Annotated in this window: 13 protein-coding genes; 8 read left to right on the top strand and 5 right to left on the bottom strand. The window is 73.5% G+C overall.

Annotated features, from left to right (window positions below; translation table 11 throughout):
• The first annotated feature begins 224 nt into the window (after positions 1-224).
• The 5 genes from BOQ63_RS38695 to BOQ63_RS38675 all read left to right on the top strand — a co-directional run bounded on the left by BOQ63_RS38695 (position 225) and on the right by BOQ63_RS38675 (position 6592).
• Positions 225-1640: a family 2B encapsulin nanocompartment shell protein gene (locus BOQ63_RS38695; RefSeq protein ID WP_072655852.1), complete on the top strand. Its 1416-nt coding sequence runs from the start codon at positions 225-227 to the stop codon at positions 1638-1640.
• The gene (locus BOQ63_RS38690; protein ID WP_030550208.1) at positions 1627-3069 is read left to right on the top strand and encodes a SufS family cysteine desulfurase; all 1443 of its coding nucleotides are present in this window, start codon (positions 1627-1629) and stop codon (positions 3067-3069) included. Before BOQ63_RS38695 ends, BOQ63_RS38690 begins: the two co-directional genes overlap by 14 nt.
• A gap of 393 nt (positions 3070-3462) precedes the next feature.
• Positions 3463-5298 carry a phospholipase C gene (locus tag BOQ63_RS38685; RefSeq protein ID WP_046385830.1) on the top strand — a complete coding sequence of 612 codons (1836 nt, stop codon included), beginning with the start codon at positions 3463-3465 and terminating at the stop codon, positions 5296-5298.
• Positions 5299-5398: 100 nt separating this feature from the next.
• Entirely contained in the window at positions 5399-6358 is a 960-nt protein-coding gene (locus BOQ63_RS38680; protein WP_150476294.1) for a TAXI family TRAP transporter solute-binding subunit, read from the top strand.
• A 6-nt stretch (positions 6359-6364) separates the two neighbouring features.
• On the top strand, positions 6365-6592 hold the full coding sequence (locus tag BOQ63_RS38675; RefSeq protein WP_030285003.1) for a hypothetical protein: 228 nt from the start codon (positions 6365-6367) through the stop codon (positions 6590-6592).
• Positions 6593-6596: 4 nt separating this feature from the next.
• Here BOQ63_RS38675 and BOQ63_RS38670 read toward each other — a convergent pair whose 3' ends face one another.
• From BOQ63_RS38670 to BOQ63_RS38660, 3 genes are read right to left on the bottom strand one after another with little or no spacing between them, the layout of a single operon-like run.
• Positions 6597-7958: a HAMP domain-containing sensor histidine kinase gene (locus tag BOQ63_RS38670; RefSeq protein WP_030285004.1), complete on the bottom strand. Its 1362-nt coding sequence runs from the start codon at positions 7956-7958 to the stop codon at positions 6597-6599.
• Positions 7955-8632 (bottom strand): response regulator transcription factor, encoded by a 678-nt coding sequence (locus tag BOQ63_RS38665; protein WP_030550205.1) that lies wholly within the window; start codon positions 8630-8632, stop codon positions 7955-7957. Before BOQ63_RS38665 ends, BOQ63_RS38670 begins: the two co-directional genes overlap by 4 nt.
• A 25-nt stretch (positions 8633-8657) precedes the next feature.
• Positions 8658-10034: an MFS transporter gene (locus tag BOQ63_RS38660; protein WP_079183946.1), complete on the bottom strand. Its 1377-nt coding sequence runs from the start codon at positions 10032-10034 to the stop codon at positions 8658-8660.
• A gap of 218 nt (positions 10035-10252) precedes the next feature.
• On the opposite strand from BOQ63_RS38660, the gene BOQ63_RS38655 reads away from it, so the two are divergent.
• Positions 10253-11050 (top strand): VTT domain-containing protein, encoded by a 798-nt coding sequence (locus tag BOQ63_RS38655; protein ID WP_078938534.1) that lies wholly within the window; start codon positions 10253-10255, stop codon positions 11048-11050.
• A gap of 66 nt (positions 11051-11116) precedes the next feature.
• Here BOQ63_RS38655 and BOQ63_RS38650 read toward each other — a convergent pair whose 3' ends face one another.
• Complete coding sequence (locus BOQ63_RS38650; RefSeq protein ID WP_072655849.1) at positions 11117-12694, bottom strand: alpha/beta hydrolase; 1578 nt, start codon at positions 12692-12694, stop codon at positions 11117-11119.
• Positions 12695-13052: 358 nt separating this feature from the next.
• Here BOQ63_RS38650 and BOQ63_RS38645 point away from each other — a divergent pair, with 358 nt between their 5' ends.
• Together BOQ63_RS38645 and BOQ63_RS38640 are read left to right on the top strand one after the other, a co-directional pair.
• Positions 13053-13730 carry a hypothetical protein gene (locus BOQ63_RS38645; RefSeq protein WP_030285011.1) on the top strand — a complete coding sequence of 226 codons (678 nt, stop codon included), beginning with the start codon at positions 13053-13055 and terminating at the stop codon, positions 13728-13730.
• A 171-nt stretch (positions 13731-13901) separates the two neighbouring features.
• The gene (locus tag BOQ63_RS38640) at positions 13902-14294 is read left to right on the top strand and encodes a DUF302 domain-containing protein (RefSeq protein WP_030285013.1); all 393 of its coding nucleotides are present in this window, start codon (positions 13902-13904) and stop codon (positions 14292-14294) included.
• A gap of 14 nt (positions 14295-14308) precedes the next feature.
• On the opposite strand, the gene BOQ63_RS38635 is transcribed toward BOQ63_RS38640, so the two are convergent.
• Positions 14309-15484: a PP2C family protein-serine/threonine phosphatase gene (locus tag BOQ63_RS38635; protein WP_150476293.1), complete on the bottom strand. Its 1176-nt coding sequence runs from the start codon at positions 15482-15484 to the stop codon at positions 14309-14311.
• Positions 15485-15549 lie beyond the last annotated feature (65 nt).

The raw sequence follows: 15549 nt of genomic DNA, 5'->3' as shown, positions 1-15549 counted from the left end.
CTCGCCCCCCGTGCTCCCAAGTCCGGTTTTGCGAACCATCGCCGACGCTTATGCCAAAGCCACCCGATCGAGGGAGTTTGGCAACCTCGCACCCCGAATTCGCGCAGGGTCTGTCCGCTGTCCGGCGACCTGAAACCTGGTCACACCGGCCGCCGTCCACCGGCAACATTCTCCGGGTCGATCTGACGACACGTCGGTTGTCAGTACCGGAGAGGGGACCAGTCGTGACCACCGAGACCGTTCCGCAGAACCAGCAGGGCCGGCAGAGCCTCAGCACCTCCGCCGCCCGGAACCTCGCCACCACCACCAAGACCGTCCCGCAGATGCTCGGGATCACCCCCCGGTACCTGCTGCGGGCGCTGCCCTGGGTGGACCTGGAGGCGGGCGTCTACCGGGTCAACCGCCGCCGGGGCTTCATCCTCGGCGACGGGCTGGTCAGCACGTACGTCGACGGCGGCGGCGCCACCCGGGTCATCGCCGAGGACCTGCGCGAACTGGCCTTCCTCAGCCAGGTCGACGGCCCGGTGCTCTCCGCGCTCGCGGCCGGGTTCACCGAGCGCGAGGTCGCGCCCGGCGAGCTGATCGTCGACGCCGACGCCCCGGCCGACCAGCTGCACATCATCGCCTTCGGCCGGGCCGAGAAGCGTGCCACCGGCACCTACGGCGACGACGCCCTGCTGGCCGTGCTCGGCGAGGGCGACTTCTTCGACGCCCCCGCCTGGGCCTCCGGCACCGCCATGCCGTACCGGGTGAAGGCCGTCTCCGCCTGCACCGTGCTCTCGCTGGACCGCGGGATGCTGGCCGAACTCGCGGACCGGGAGCCCTCGTTGCGCGCCCAGCTGGACGAGTTCACGGCCGGGCCGGCCCCGACCGACCCCGAGCACCCGATCGATCTCCAATCGGGCCACACCGGCGAGCCGTACCTGCCGGAGACCTTCGTCGACTACGACGAGCGCCCGCGCGAGTACGAGCTGAGCATCGCCCAGACCGTCCTCAAGGTGCACACCCGCGTCGCGGACATCTACAACTCCGACATCGACCAGGTCGACGCCCAACTCCGGCTGACCGTCGAGGCGTTGCGCGAGCGCCAGGAGTGGGAGATGCTCAACCACGCCGAGTACGGCCTGCTCAACAACGTCGTGCCGACCCAGCGGGTGCGCACCCGCGGCGGCGCGCCCACCCCGGACGACCTGGACGAACTGCTCACCCGGGTCTGGAAGCAGCCCGCCTTCTTCCTGGCCCACCCCCGGGCGATCGCCGCGTTCGGCCGCGAGTGCACCCGGCGCGGGGTACCGCCGCAGGTCGTCGAGCTGTTCGGCAGCCCGTTCATCACCTGGCGCGGCGTGCCGCTGCTGCCCTCCGACAAGCTGGACCTCAACGGCTCGGCGAATTCGGCGCCCGGCACCACCAACATCCTGCTGATGCGCGTCGGCGAGGAGCGGCAGGGCGTCGTCGGCCTGCGGCCGTCCAAGGTCCCGGACGAGGTCGAGCCCGGCCTGGCGGTGCGCGCGATGGGCGTCGACCGGCAGGCCATCACCTCCTACCTGGTGACCAGCTACTTCTCGACCGCCGCCCTCGTGGACGACGCCATCGCGGTGCTCCAGAACGTCGAGGTGTCCAACTACCATGACTACTCCTGACGGATTCGGGCGCGGCACCGGGATCAGCGGCGCCCCGGGCGGCCTCTCGACCGCGACCACCCTCCCGGGCCGCGGCGCCGCCACTCCCCCGAACCCCCTGCCCGAGGCCCTCGCCCACGCCGCCGGCGGCGGCCGCTACTGGCTGCCGGCCCAGGCCGACCGCAGGCCCACGCCCACCGCCGCACCCACCGCCGCACCCACCGGCTGCTTCGACGTCGAGGCCGTCCGCCGCGACTTCCCCCAGCTGCACCGCGAGGTCAACGGCCGCCCGCTGGTCTGGCTGGACAACGGCGCCACCACCCTCAAGCCCCGCCAGGTGGTCGAGGCGGTCGGCGAGCACTACGCCTCGGGCACCTCCAACGTCCACCGCGGCGCGCACGCCCTCGCCAAGCAGGCCACCCAGATCTACGAGGAGGGCCGCGCCGAGGCCGCCAAGGTGCTCGGCGCCCCGGACCCGGACGAGATCGTCTTCGTCCGGGGCACCACCGAGGCCGTCAACCTGGTCGCCCAGACCTGGGGGCGGGCCAACCTCGGCGTCGGCGACGAGATCCTGGTCTCCGCCGCCGAACACCACTCCAACCTGGTGCCCTGGCAGCTGATCGCCAAGGAGCGCCGGGCCCGGATCGTCCCCGTCCCGCTGCTCCCGGACGGGCAGTTGGACCAGGACGCCTACCGGGACCTGCTCGGCTTCCGGACCAAGCTGGTGGCGCTCACCCATGCGTCCAACGTGCTGGGAACCGTCCCGCCGGTGGCCGAGATGACCGCGCTCGCCCACCGCTACGGCGCCAAGGTGCTGGTCGACGGCGCCCAGGCGGTCGCCCACTTCCCGGTGGACGTCACCGCCCTGGACGCCGACTTCTACGCCTTCTCCGGGCACAAGGTCTTCGGCCCGACCGGAATCGGCGCGCTGTACGGCAAGCGGGAACTGCTGGAGGCCATGCCCCCGTGGCAGGGCGGCGGCAACATGATCGACTCGGTGAGCTTCGACGAGACCAGCTACGCCCCCGTCCCGCACCGCCTGGAGGCCGGTACCGGCCACATCGGCGGGGTGGCCGGGCTGCGGGCGGCCCTGCGGTACCTGTCCGGGCTGGACCGCCGGGCCGCCACCGCGCACGAGGAGCAGCTCACCGCGTACGCCACCGCCGCGCTGCGGACCGTACCCGGGCTCCGGCTGATCGGCGAGGCGCCGGGCAAGATCGGGGTGCTCACCTTCCTGCTCGCCGGGACGGACCCGATCGCCCTGGCCGGGGCGCTCGACCAGCAGGGCATCGCCATCCGGGCCGGCCACCACTGCGCCCAACCCGCCCTCGCCGCCTACGGGTTGCAGGCGGCGGCCCGGGCCTCGCTGGCCCTGTACAACACCGTGCAGGACGTCGACTCCCTGGTGGCCGCCCTCCAGGGCATCCAGGCGGAGGCCGCCGCGTCCTGACCGGCCCCGGCGCCGGGGGCGGGGGCGGGCACCGAACGGGGTGCCCGCCCCCGGCTGTTCGCGGCCGGCCAGGTGAGATGTTCCGTGACTTCGACCACGGTTTCGAGCGGGGGCCGATGGCGGTCCCGGCCGGGATGTAAGCGACATTCCTGGCCGGAAAGCGCCGAAACCTGTCCCGTATTCATCGGATTCGAGAGACATTCATCAGACTTGTCTGCCGAGTGGAAGCCCTGACGCAGGGTTCCGCACTTCGTCGATTTACCTCGCGTTCACATGGACCCGTCAACCGTGTTCACCGCTACGCTCTAGCGTCTAGCCGCCGCGCCGCGAAAGCTACGCGCGTCACGGCCCCCACTTCTGACACACCTGATGATGACGTCCGAGGAACCGACCATGCACGCAGTCCCCACCCGTAACAGGTGGCTCCGCTACGGTGCCGGCCTGATCGGCGCGGCCTCGCTGACCGCCTTCGGCGGCGCTCCCGCGGCCTTCGCGGCCGACGGTCCGCAGACCGCCACCCCGATCAAGCACCTGGTGGTGATATTCCAGGAGAACGTCTCCTTCGACCACTACTTCGGCACCTACCCGAACGCGGCCAACACCGCCGACGACAAGGTGAAGTTCACCGCCAAGCCGGGCACCCCGAAGGTGGACGGCCTCAGCGACGACCTGCTGCACAAGAACCCGAACCGCAACAACCCGCAGCGTCTGGGCCCGGCGCAGGCCGTCACCTGCGACCAGGACCACACCTACAAGGACGAGCAGCTCGCCTTCGACGGCGGCAAGATGGACAAGTTCGTCGAGCACACCGACATCGAGAGCTGCAAGGCCCCGATGTACACCGCGCCCGGCCTGGTGATGGACTACTACGACGGCAACACCGTCACCGGCTACTGGAACTACGCCCAGCGCTTCGCGATGAGCGACAACTCCTTCGGCACCAACTACGGTCCCTCCACCCCCGGCGCGATCAACCTGGTCTCCGGCCAGCTGCACGGCGGCTACCCGATCGACCCGAAGACCGGTCAGCAGACCACCGACGCCTACGTGGTCGCCTCCCCGGACGCCAAGGGCATCGGCACCGTCATCAACGACCCCGACCCGGGCTACGACGACTGCTCCGACCCCAAGCACAACCACCTGGTCATGACCGGCAAGAACGTCGGCGACCTGCTCAACGACAAGGGCGTCAGCTGGGGCTGGTTCCAGGGCGGCTTCAAGCCGACCGGTACCAAGGACGGCAAGGCGGTCTGCGAGTCCGCCCACAAGAACATCGTCGGCGCCACCCAGACCGACTACAACCCGCACCACGAGCCGTTCCAGTACTACAAGTCCACGGCGAACCCGCAGCACCTCGCGCCCAAGACCGTGGACGAGATCGGCCACGACGGCCAGGCCAACCACCAGTACGACCTGACCGACTTCGACGCCGCCCTCCAGCACGGCAACCTGCCGGCCGTCAGCTACCTCAAGGCCGCCAACTACCAGGACGGCCACGCCGGTTACTCCGACCCGCTGGACGAGCAGCACTTCGTCGTCGACACCCTGAACAAGCTGCAGAAGTCCAAGGACTGGGCCTCCACCGCCGTCGTCATCGCCTACGACGACTCGGACGGCTGGTACGACCACAAGTTCGCCGAGCCGGTCAACGGCTCCAAGGACGCGGCCAACGACAGCCTGAGCGGCCCCGGCCAGTGCGGCAAGGACGCCGGCTCGGGCGGCTACGCCGACCGCTGCGGCTTCGGCCCGCGCCTGCCGCTGCTGGTCGCCTCGCCGTACGCCAAGGCCAACTTCGTCGACCACACCCAGACCGACCAGACCTCGATCCTGCGCTTCGTCGAGGACAACTGGAAGACCGGCCGGATCGGCGACTACTCCTTCGACGAGCACGCCGGCTCCATCGAGGGCATGTTCGACTTCAAGAACCCGCAGTCGGCCACGCTGATCCTCGACCCGACCACCGGCCAGCCGGTCGGCGGTGACACCCCGAGCGGCCAGCCCACCGGCCAGCCCACCGGCGGCTCCTCCACCACCCCGGCCGGCTCGGCGACCTCTACCGACGGCAGCACCACCGTCGCCGGGGCCACCAGCAGCGTCTCCGGCCCGCCGCTGGCCGAGACCGGCGCCAACTCCAACACCGGGCCGATCGCGGCCGCGGCCGTCGCGCTGCTGGCGCTCGGCGGCGGTGCGGTCCTCCTCGCCCGCCGCAAGCGCGGCCGCCGCGCCTGACGCGCTGGCGGTCAGCTCACCGACACCGCCGGGTCCTCCCTCCGAGAACCCGGCGGTGTCCGCGTTCAACCGAGGCCCCGGGGCGGGCTACCCTCCCACCATGCCCGCCACCACCGCCCCGCGCCGCCGTACCGTGCTGGCCGCGGCCCTGGCGGCCGCCGTCACCGCCGGGTGCTCGGCCGGCTGCTCGGCCGGTGAAGGGCCCGCGCGCTCGCTGCGGCTGGCGACCGGGCCCGAGGGCGGTCCGTACAACGCCTTCGGGCGCTCCTTCACCGAGACCGTGACGGCGAGCGGGCGGCTGACCCTCACCCCGGTGAGCAGCGCGGCCAGCGTGGACAACCTCCAGCAACTCGCCGACGGCTCGGTGGACCTCGCCCTCACCACGGCGGACGTCGCCGAGGACGCGGTGCTGGGCCACGACACCTTCGACCACTCGCTCGGCGTGACGGCGCTGGCCCGCGTGTACGTCAACTACCTGCACCTGCTGGCCCCGGCCGACGGCCCGGTGCGCGAACTCGCCGACCTGGCGGGCCGTCCGGTGGCGACCGGCGCGGTGGGCTCCGGGCTCCAGGTGACCGCCGCACGGCTGCTGCGACAGGCGGGGATCGGCGTGCGGCAGCATTCGCTCGGACTGGCCGACTCGCTGGCCGCGCTGCGGTCCGGTGCGCTGGACGCGGTGTTCTGGTCCGGTGGGGTGCCGACGTCAGCCGTGTCCGCGCTCGCCCGGGAACTGCCACTGCGGTTCGTACCGCTGGACGCCGTCGCCGCGCAGCTGCGCGAGCGCTACGGGCCGGTCTACACCGGGGTCACCCTGCCCGCCGGCGCGTACGGCCTCGCCGGCCCGGTCGCCACCCTCGGCGTCGGCAACTACCTGACCGCCCGGCCGGGCGTGCCCGAGGACGCCGTCCGGCAGCTGCTCGGCATCCTCTTCGACCGGTGGGCCACCCTGCTGCGGTCCGTGACGGCGGGCGCCCGGCTGGAGCCCCGGTTCGCCGTCTCCACCGGAGCCGTGCCGCTCCACCCGGGGGCGGCGGCCTACTACCGCTCGGTCTACGGGTGAATCGGTGTGCACACCGCGCCGGCGCGCACCGGCAAGGGGTCCAGGAGCCAGGCCCTCGCGGACGGCAGCAAGGTCGAGATCCAGCAGCTCGGTGACCAGCACCACGTCGCCAAGCTCGTCCACGACGGCCAGATCCTCGGCACGGTCGAGGCGAACGGCCAGAACGACGGCCTCGACGCCAACGGCGTCCACATCGTGTTCGGCGCCGGCGGCGAGATCAGCGCCCACGAGTAGGACGTCAGGGCAGCCGGAACTCCACGGTCAGTCCGTGCGGGCTGGTCGCGCCCACGGTCAGCGATCCACCGCAGGCGCGGGCCAGTTCGTCCGCGATGGCCAGACCGAGGCCGGTGCCGGGGACGTTCTGGTGCTCCGGCGCCCGGGCGAACCGGCCCACCAGCAGGGGCAGTCGGCTCGCCGGGACGCCGGGTCCGGTGTCGGTGACCCGGACCACTGCACCGCCCTCGGGCGCGGCCGTGGCCGCCACCCGAACGCGCTCCCCCTCCGGGACGAACTTGCTCGCGTTGTCCAGCAGCGCGTCCAGGATCCGCCCGGTGGCGTCCGGGAGTCCGAGGGCCCTCAGTCCGGGCGCGACGTCGGCCGTCAGCTCCAGGCCGCCCGCCTCGAACACCGGCTCCCAGGCGGCCACCCGCCCGGCCACGGCCGCCGAGACGTCCTGCTCCTCGATCGGCGCGGTGGCCGCCTCGAGCCGGGCCAACGCCAGCAGGCCGTCGAGCAGTTCACCCAACCGGTCCGCCTCGTCCAGGGCCAGCGCGTGCGCCTGCCGCCCGGGGCCCGGCCCGATGTGCGGCTCGGCGTTCTCCAGTTGCAGCACCAGGGTGGCCAGCGGGTTGCGCAGCTGGTGGGAGGCGTCCGCGACGAAGTCCCGCCGGCGGCGCAGCGATTCGGCGACGGCCTGCGCCATACCGTCGAAGTTCCTTCGCAGCCGCCGCAGTTCGGGCGGTCCGGTGTCGGAGGCGACGCGCAGTTCGAAGCGCCCCCCGGCCACCGTGGCGACGGCGCGGTCGAGTTCGTGGACGGGCCGCAGCAGCCAGCGGGCGATCCCGGCCGCGACCAGCGCCGCCGCGCCGAAGGAGGTGACGGCCCCGGCGGCGATCAGCGCCCAGCGGACCAGCACGTCGTGGCGCGCGGCACCGGTGGGGACGGTCAACAGGACCGCACCGCCCACCCGTTCGTCCTGGCCGACGGGTTCGGCCAGCACCACGGTGTCCGGCCCCCAGGGGCGGACGGTGGGCAGTTCCTCGGTGGAGCGACCGGTGAGAGCGCGGTCCCGGGCCCGTTGGGCGGCCGTCCCGCTCGGGGCCGGGCCGGCCAGGCCGACGGTGCGGCCGGCGGTGTCGACCACGGTCACGGCGGCGCCGTAGAGCTCGGCGTAGCGGGAGAGTTCGGCGTCGAGCTCACGGCGGTCGGCGTCGGTGCGGATCCGGTCGGCGAGTTCGGCGAACCGGACGCCGTCGGCCCGGCGCTGCAGCAGCAGGTGTTCGGTGCGGCCGCGGGCGTAGGAGTCGGCCAGCGGCAGGGCGAGCAGCAGCACGGCGGCGCCGATGAGCGCGGTGAGCACGGCCAGCAGGCGGCGCCTCACGGGCCGTCCAGGGCGCCGAGCTGGTAGCCGTACCCGCGGATGGTGCGGACCAGGGCGGGTCGGCCGGTCTTCGCACGGATGCCGGCCACGTGCACGTCCAGCGAGCGCGAGGAGGCGAGGAAGGCGTCGCCCCAGATCCGGTCGAGGATCTCCTCGCGGGAGCGGACGTCGCCGGGCTGCTCGGCGAGCAGCGCGAGGACGTCGAACTCCCGGCGGGTGAGCCGGACGGGCGAGCCGTCGACGGTCACCGTGCGGGCGGCCGGGTCGATCGCCACGTCGCCGGTGCGCACCTGCCGCTCGCCGCCGCCCGGTTCGGGGGCGGAGCCGGTGCGGCGGCGCACCGTGTCGATCCGCGCGATGAGTTCGGCCATCCGGAACGGCTTGACCACGTAGTCGTCGGCCCCGGCCCGCAGCGCCTGGAGGACGTCCCGCTCCTCGCTGCGCGCGGTGACCACGATCAGCGGCAGAGCGCACACGGTGCGGAGCTTGCGCAGCAGGTCGAGGCCGTCGAGGTCCGGGAGCCCGAGGTCGAGCAGGACGAACTCGGCCTCCCGGGCGTGCCGCAGCGCCTCCGCGGCGCGGATCACCCGGCGCACGGTGTGGCCGCGCCGGGCGAGCGCGGTGGCGAGGGCCTGGGCCATGCGGTCGTCGTCCTCGACGAGCAGCATGTGCACGGAACCCTCCCCACCTCTGAGGGGACTACCGTACGGCCCCGGCCGCGGCGGCCTCCGTCCGGGCCTCCTCGGGGCTGAGCACCGCGTTCCTGGTGTCCGGCATCAGCACGTAGACGACCAGGGAGACCAGGGCGCAGCCGGAGACGTACCAGAAGAAGCCGGACTCGTGCCCGCTGTTCTTGAACCAGAGCGCGATGTACTCGGCGGTGCCGCCGAACAGCGCGTTGGCGAGGGCGTACGGGAGGGCGACGCCGAGGGCGCGGATGCGGGTGGGGAACAGTTCGGCCTTCACCGCCGCGTTGATCGAGGTGTAGCCGGTGACGATGACCAGGGCGACCAGCGAGAGCCCCAGAGCGGACCAGTAGCCGGAGGCCGAGCCGAGCGCGGTCATCAGCGGGTAGGTGCCCACGGTGCAGCCGAGCGCGAAGGTGATCAGCAGCGGGCGGCGGCCGATCCGGTCGGAGAGCAGGCCGGCCAGCGGCTGGATCGCGGCGAAGAGGGCGAGCGCGGTGAAGCTGACCAGGGTGGCAGTGTTCTTGGCGAGCCCGGCGCTGCCGATCAGGTACTTGGTCAGGTAGGTGGTGTACGTGTAGTACGCGACGGTGCCGCCGAGGGTGAGGGCCATCACCAGCAGGGCCTGGCGCCGGTGCTCCCACAGGCTGCGCAGGGTGCCCCGGGCGCCGTCCTGCTCCCGGCCGCCGGCCTCGGCGGTGCGGGCATCGGCGGTGAAGGCCTCGGTCTCCGGCAGCCGGCGGCGCAGCCACAGCACCACGCCCGCGAGGACGGCGCCGAGCAGGAACGGCACCCGCCAGCCCCAGGAGTGCAGTTGGGCGCTGCTGAGGGTGTGCTGCATGACGATGAGGATGCCGAGGCCGAGGAGCTGGCCGCAGGTCATCGACACGTACTGGAAGGAGGAGCCGAGGCCGCGCCGGTTCGGCGCGGAGGCCTCGGTCAGATAGGTGGCGCTCGCCGCGTACTCGCCGCCGATGCTCATGCCCTGGAGCAGCCGGGCGAGCAGCAGCACTCCGGCGCCGAGGTACCCGGCCCGCGCGTAGGTCGGGGCGACGGCGATCAGGACGGCGGCCGCGGACATCATGGTGACGGTCAGGGTCAGGGCGCTCTTGCGGCCGTGCCGGTCGGCGGCCCGGCCGAGCAGCCAGCCGCCCACCGGGCGCATCAGGAAGCCGACCGCGAAGATGCCCGCGGTGTTCATCAGCTTCGCGGTGGAGTCGCTGCCGGGGAAGAAGTCGTCGGCGAAGTAGACGGCGAAGCTGGCGTAGACGAACCAGTCGTACCACTCCACGAGATTGCCCAGCGACCCGCCGACCAGGGCTAGCCGCCGCCCGGCGCGCTCCCCGCCGGGCGGCTGCGGACGGGCGGCGGGGACGGCGGACGGGGACATGGCGGCTCCCGGGAATCGGTGCGGTGGGGTGGGTGCCCCAGAGCGTGCCGCCGGACGGCGCACGGCGGCAAGGAACACCGCGCAGATCTAACGTTCCGCTAAGGAAGCCGGCCACCGGGCCACCCCCTCCCGCCTGCCGGGGCCCGTGCGGCGACACGCGTTACATTGGGGCGGAAAGGGACGCGTGAAGGGGCCCGATCACCGACGGGGTGTGGCCGATGCACACGATCACCGACTGGCTGCGTGGCCTGTCCGGCCCGGTCGAGTACGCGGCCGTCGGCGGCATGGTCTTCGCCGAGGACGCCCTGTTCTTCAGCTTCTTCATCCCCGGCGAGACCGCCGCCGTCCTCGGCGGCTTCCTCGCCCACCAGGGCGAGGTCTCCCTCGGCTGGATGGTCCTGGTGGTGGTCTGCGCGGCGATCCTCGGGGACTCCGCCGGCTACGAGATCGGCCGCCACCTCGGTCCGCCGATCCTGCGCACCCGCCCGCTGCGCCGCCACGCCAAGCAGGTCGACACGGTGCAGGACCTGATCCGCCGGCGCGGACCGGCCGCCGTCTTCATCGGCCGGTTCATCGCCTTCGTCCGCCCGCTGGTGCCCTCGCTGGCCGGGGTGTCCCGGATGCCGTACGGCCGGTTCCTGTTCTACAACGCCCTGGGCGGGATCGCCTGGGGCGTCGGATTCACCCTTCTGGGCTACTTCGCCGGAGCCGCCTACACCAGGGTGGAGGGCACCGTCGGCCGGGTCACCACCATCGTGATCGCCGTGATCGTGGCCGTCGCCCTACTGGCCTGGTTCCTGCGACGCCACCACTCCCGGGGGCGTGGGCCCTCCGGCGACCGCTCCGACGGGAACTCTGACGAGACCTCCGACGAGCCGCCCGGCGAACGCTCCGCCCCTCCCTCCGGGGCGCCGTCCGACGAGACCTCCCAAAGGCCCGCCCATGAGACCTCCGACGCGCCGTCCGACGAGACCTCCGACGAGCCGTCCGACGACCGCAGCGGACCCGAGCACTGAACCGGCCGGCACCCGACCGGCGACGGGATTCCCGCCCCGGGCCGGGTGCCACCGGGTCGCCGCCCGCTACTGGAACGGCCGCTGGTCCGGCGCGCAGACCTGGCCGCGCGGCGGCAGTTCGCCGTCCACCAGGTAGCGCTCCTCGTAGCCGGACGCGCAGCCGCTCGGGTTGCCGAGCACGGTGTGTCCGTCACCGTCGACGGTCAGCAGCCGGCCGCGGGCGAGGGTGTCGGCCAGGGCGCGGGAGTCCTCGTAGGGCCAGGCCGGGTCATCGGTGTTGGCGACGACCAGGACGGGCGCGGCGGTGCGCCGGTTCCACGGTCCGGTGTAGCGGTCCCGGGCGGCCTCGGCCGGCCAGGCGGCGCATCGCTGGGTCGGCCAGACCCAGGACGGGCCGAGGTCGCCGGAGCGCGCCCCGGCGAGGTCGGCGAGCGCCGAGTAGTCCGCGCCCGCGGGCGGGTTGGCGGTGTCGGCGCACAGCACTCCGAGGACCTGGGTCTGCTTGGCCGGTCCGCCGGTCGGCAGCGGCGCCGCCGGGGTGGCGGGGGCGGTCCACAGGCTCTGCAGTTTCAGGCCCAGGGCGGCCCAGCCGGTGGTGCCGAACTGCGGCACCGGCTGGGCCGTGTACAGCAGTACCGAGATGTCCGAGAGAGTGGTCGCCCGGTCGTAGGTGCCGGTCTGCGATCCGGTGCCGACGGTGACCGGCCCGTGGTCCAGGCGGTTCATCAGTTCGGCGAACTTGGCCCGGGTCGCCTCCGGGCTGCCCGCCGAGAAGGCGCAGTTCGCGGGATCGGCGGCGCCGCAGCGGTCGAGGAAGGTGTGGAGGGCGCGGGCCGAGCCGAGGTCGCTGCCGGTGCGCAGGAAGGGTGGCAGCGCTGTGTCCTGCGGGGTGCGGCCGGTGGACCAGGCGACCGGGTCGACGGCGCTGTCCAGGACCATGGCGCGCACCCGGTCCGGGAACAGGTTGGCGTAGGTGGCGCCGAGGTACGTCCCGTACGAGGTGGCGAGGTAGTTCAGCCGCCGGTCGCCGACGGCCTGGCGCAGCAGGTCCAGGTCGCGGGCGACGTCCGCGGTGGACAGGTGGGCGAGCAGGCCGGTCCGGTCGTTCTCGGCGCAGCGGCGGCCCAGTCGGGCGTAGGTGTCGGCCCACCGCGACTCCTGCTCCGCGCCGATCGGGTAGCCGGCCGGGAGGCCGCTGAGCAGGGCCTGCTCGGCGGCCTGGTCGGGGAAGCACTGCAGCGTGGTCGAGTCACCGACGCCGCGCGGGTCGAAGCTGACGAGGTCGAAGCGCTTGCGCACCTGCTCTGGGAGGAGCGGGACGACGGCGGGCAGGGCCGCCGTGCCGGGGAGCGCCGGGCCGCCCGGGTTGTAGAACAGCGTGCCGATCCGGTGCGCCCGGTCGTCGGCGGGACGGCGGATGAGCGCCAGCTCGATGGAGCGACCGTGCGGGTCCCGGTGGTCCAGCGGCACCTGGGCGGTGTCGCACTGGAAGCCAGGGGTGCACCTCTTCGTCCAGGTCAGCTTCGGCACCGGCGGGGCGGGCGCGGCGGCCGAGACCGCGGCCGGGGTGAGGCCAGCCAGCAGCAGGCCGGCGGCCGTGGCGGCAGCGGCGCGAAGGCTGACGGTGAGGCGGGGCCGGGGCACGGGCGGTTCCCTCTCGTCGGTCGCAGGGGTCGGATGGATCACAGGAATCACCGCAGTCGCGTGGCTCGTGGGAATCTCAGGGATCTTCCGGCCGGTCGCCACGGAGTCTTCCGCCCGCCGCTGTCAGGACACCGTCGGATCGCTTTCGGCCGCTGTCGGATCACTGTCACGCCGCTGGCACCGTGATCGGATGCCATGCTCTCGGGGGCAGGCTTGTTGACGAAACGTCAGCAAGTTCTCCGCAGCGCCTTGACGGCACACCGACACAGTCCTAGAACGTAGTCAGCTCCCCGATCCCCCGCCCCCGGAGCAGCGAAAGGTCGTCTTCTCGCCCCCTCGCCGAGGAAGAGGCTCTGCCATGCGCGCACTCCCCCGCTGGACCGTTCCCGCCGCCCTCGCCGCCCTCGCCCTGGCCGCGGCGGCTCCCGCCCCCGCCTCCGCCCTCCCGGCCGACGCCGCCGGGCCCGTGCTGACCGCCGGCGGCGCTGCCGTCGCGGCGGGCGACACCCTCGCCGCGCCGCTCGCCGCCGGCACCAGCGCCACCTTCTACTCGACCGCGACCAGCACCACCGGTGTCACCTGCGCCACCTCCCAGTACTCCGCCGGAGTGCTCACCAACCCGGCTGCCCCCGGCGTCGCGACCGAGTCGCTGACCGGGCTCACCTTCGACTCCTGCACCGCCAACGTCACCGGCGTCACCTCGGTGGAGAGCCTCACCGTCGACACGCTCCCCTACGGCGTCTCCGTCGACGACTCCACCGGTCTGCCGGTCACCCTCACCGGCGGCAGCGCCGGACCGATCCAGGCCACCGCCGTCCTCGACACCTGGTTCGGCACCATCACCTGCACCTACCAGCTCAGCGGCGCCTTCACCGGCACCGCCGACAACGGCGGCAACAGCCTGACCTTCACCAACGAGCACTTCGCCAAGAGCGGCGGCTCCGGCCTCTGCCCCGCCGACGGCTACTTCTCGGCCGGCTACGGCCCGCTCACCGACACCAGCCGGTCCGGCGCTCCGGCGGTCACCGTGAACTGACCGGCGGCCCCGGTGTCGATCGCCACCCTGATCGGCTCGTGATCAGCCGGATCCCCGCGCCCCGCCCCGGCCCTGCCCCAGCTGCGGGCCTGACCGGCGCCAGCGCGTCCGGGGGCGCCGGTCGCCGGCGCCCCCGATACTGGGCGGGATCCCGGACCCTACGGAGGAACCATGGACTACGGACTCGGCGTCCGGCTCGACCGGCCGTTCCAGCAGGCGGTGGCCGACGTCACCGCCGCGCTGAAGGAGCAGGGCTTCGGCGTACTGACCACCGTCGACGTGCGGGCGACCCTGCACGAGAAGCTCGGCGAGGAGCTGGAGGACTACCTGATCCTCGGCGCCTGCAACCCGTCCCTCGCCCACCGCGCGCTCCTGGCCGACCGCCGGATCGGCCTGCTGCTGCCCTGCAACGTGGTGGTCCGCCGGGACGGCGGGGCCACCGTGGTCGAGGCCGTCGACCCGCAGACCCTGGTGACCCTGGCGGGGTCCGGCGGCGGCCTGGCCGAGGTCGCCGACGAGGCGGCCCGGCGGCTCTCCGCGGCCCTCGCCTCCCTGTCCGCCTGACGGCGCACCCCCGACTACCCGCCGCACCTCCCCGGCTCGGCCGGCAGCCGTACGGGGCTGTGCCGCACGGCGAGCAGGGCGGTGTCGTCCGTGCGGCGGCCGCCGGTGTGCCGGACGACGGCGGCGGCGACGGCCTCCACCAGGCGCTCGGGCGCGGTGGCCCCGGGCCCGCCGACCAGCTCGTCCAGGTACTCGCGGAGGTCGAAGAAGTCGCCCTGCCGGTCCCGGGCCTCGGTCACCCCGTCCGAGACGATCAGCACGGTCTCGTCCGTGCCCAGCCGCAGCCGCTGGACCTCGGGCAGCCCGCCGGCCAGCCCGGCCAGCCCGAGCGGCGCGCCGCTGCCCGGAGGCAGCTTCCGGACGCCGTCCGGGCCCAGGACGTGCGGGCTGTCGTGGCCGAAGTTGACCAGCTCGATCTCCTCCGGGGCGTCGTCGGGGAACCAGATGACCACCGCGGTGACGAACCGCTCCTCCTCGCCCAGTCGGGAGGCCAGCAGGTTCTGCCGGTGCACCCGTTCCTCCAGCCGGGAGGCGAGGGTGGCGAGGTCCGGCTCGCGGAAGGCCGCCTCCCGGAAGCAGCCGACCAGGGCCGCCGCCGTGGAGACCGCGGGCAGCCCCTTGCCCTGCACGTCACCGAGGACCACCCGCGCGCCGAAGGGCGAGGCCACCACGTCGTAGAAGTCACCGCCCACCCGGGCCTCGACGTCCGCCGCGAGGTAGCGGGCCGCCGAGTCCACCCCGCCCCAGCCCGGCGGCACCGGGCGCAGCACCACCTGCCGGGTGGTCTCGGCCGCGCCCTGCAGGTGGCGCACGTAGGCGGCGGCCTGGGCCCGGAACACGCTGAGCGGCAGGGCGAGGACGCAGCCGGCGACCACCAGGAGGAAGTCCTCGACACCCTGGGACTTCGCCCAGATGCTGTCCAACGCCGGGTACATGGCGATCGCGAGGCAGCAGAACACCACGGTGGCCGGCGGCCCGCAGAGCCCGGCGGCGACCACCGGCACCAGGGCCAGCCAGCTGACGGACGCGAACGAACTGGGCGTGAGCGCGTCCACGACCACCACCGCCACCAGCAGCACCGCGGGGATGAGCCAGGAGCGGTGCCCGTACCGGACCAGCACCGGCAGCTGAGTGCCCGGCACCGACGGCGGCTGCGGCAGCCGGTTCACCTCCGCGGAACGCACCCGCACCCCGCCCCTCCGCTCCTCCGGTGTTCCGCCGACGTCCCGCCCGGCCCGCCGTGCGCAGTGGGACG

It is taken from the genome of Streptomyces viridifaciens, from assembly GCF_001888885.2.
Classification (GTDB): domain Bacteria; phylum Actinomycetota; class Actinomycetes; order Streptomycetales; family Streptomycetaceae; genus Kitasatospora; species Kitasatospora aureofaciens.
The sequence above is the reverse complement of the archived record's forward strand: the minus strand, read 5'-3'. Positions and strand labels throughout refer to the sequence as shown.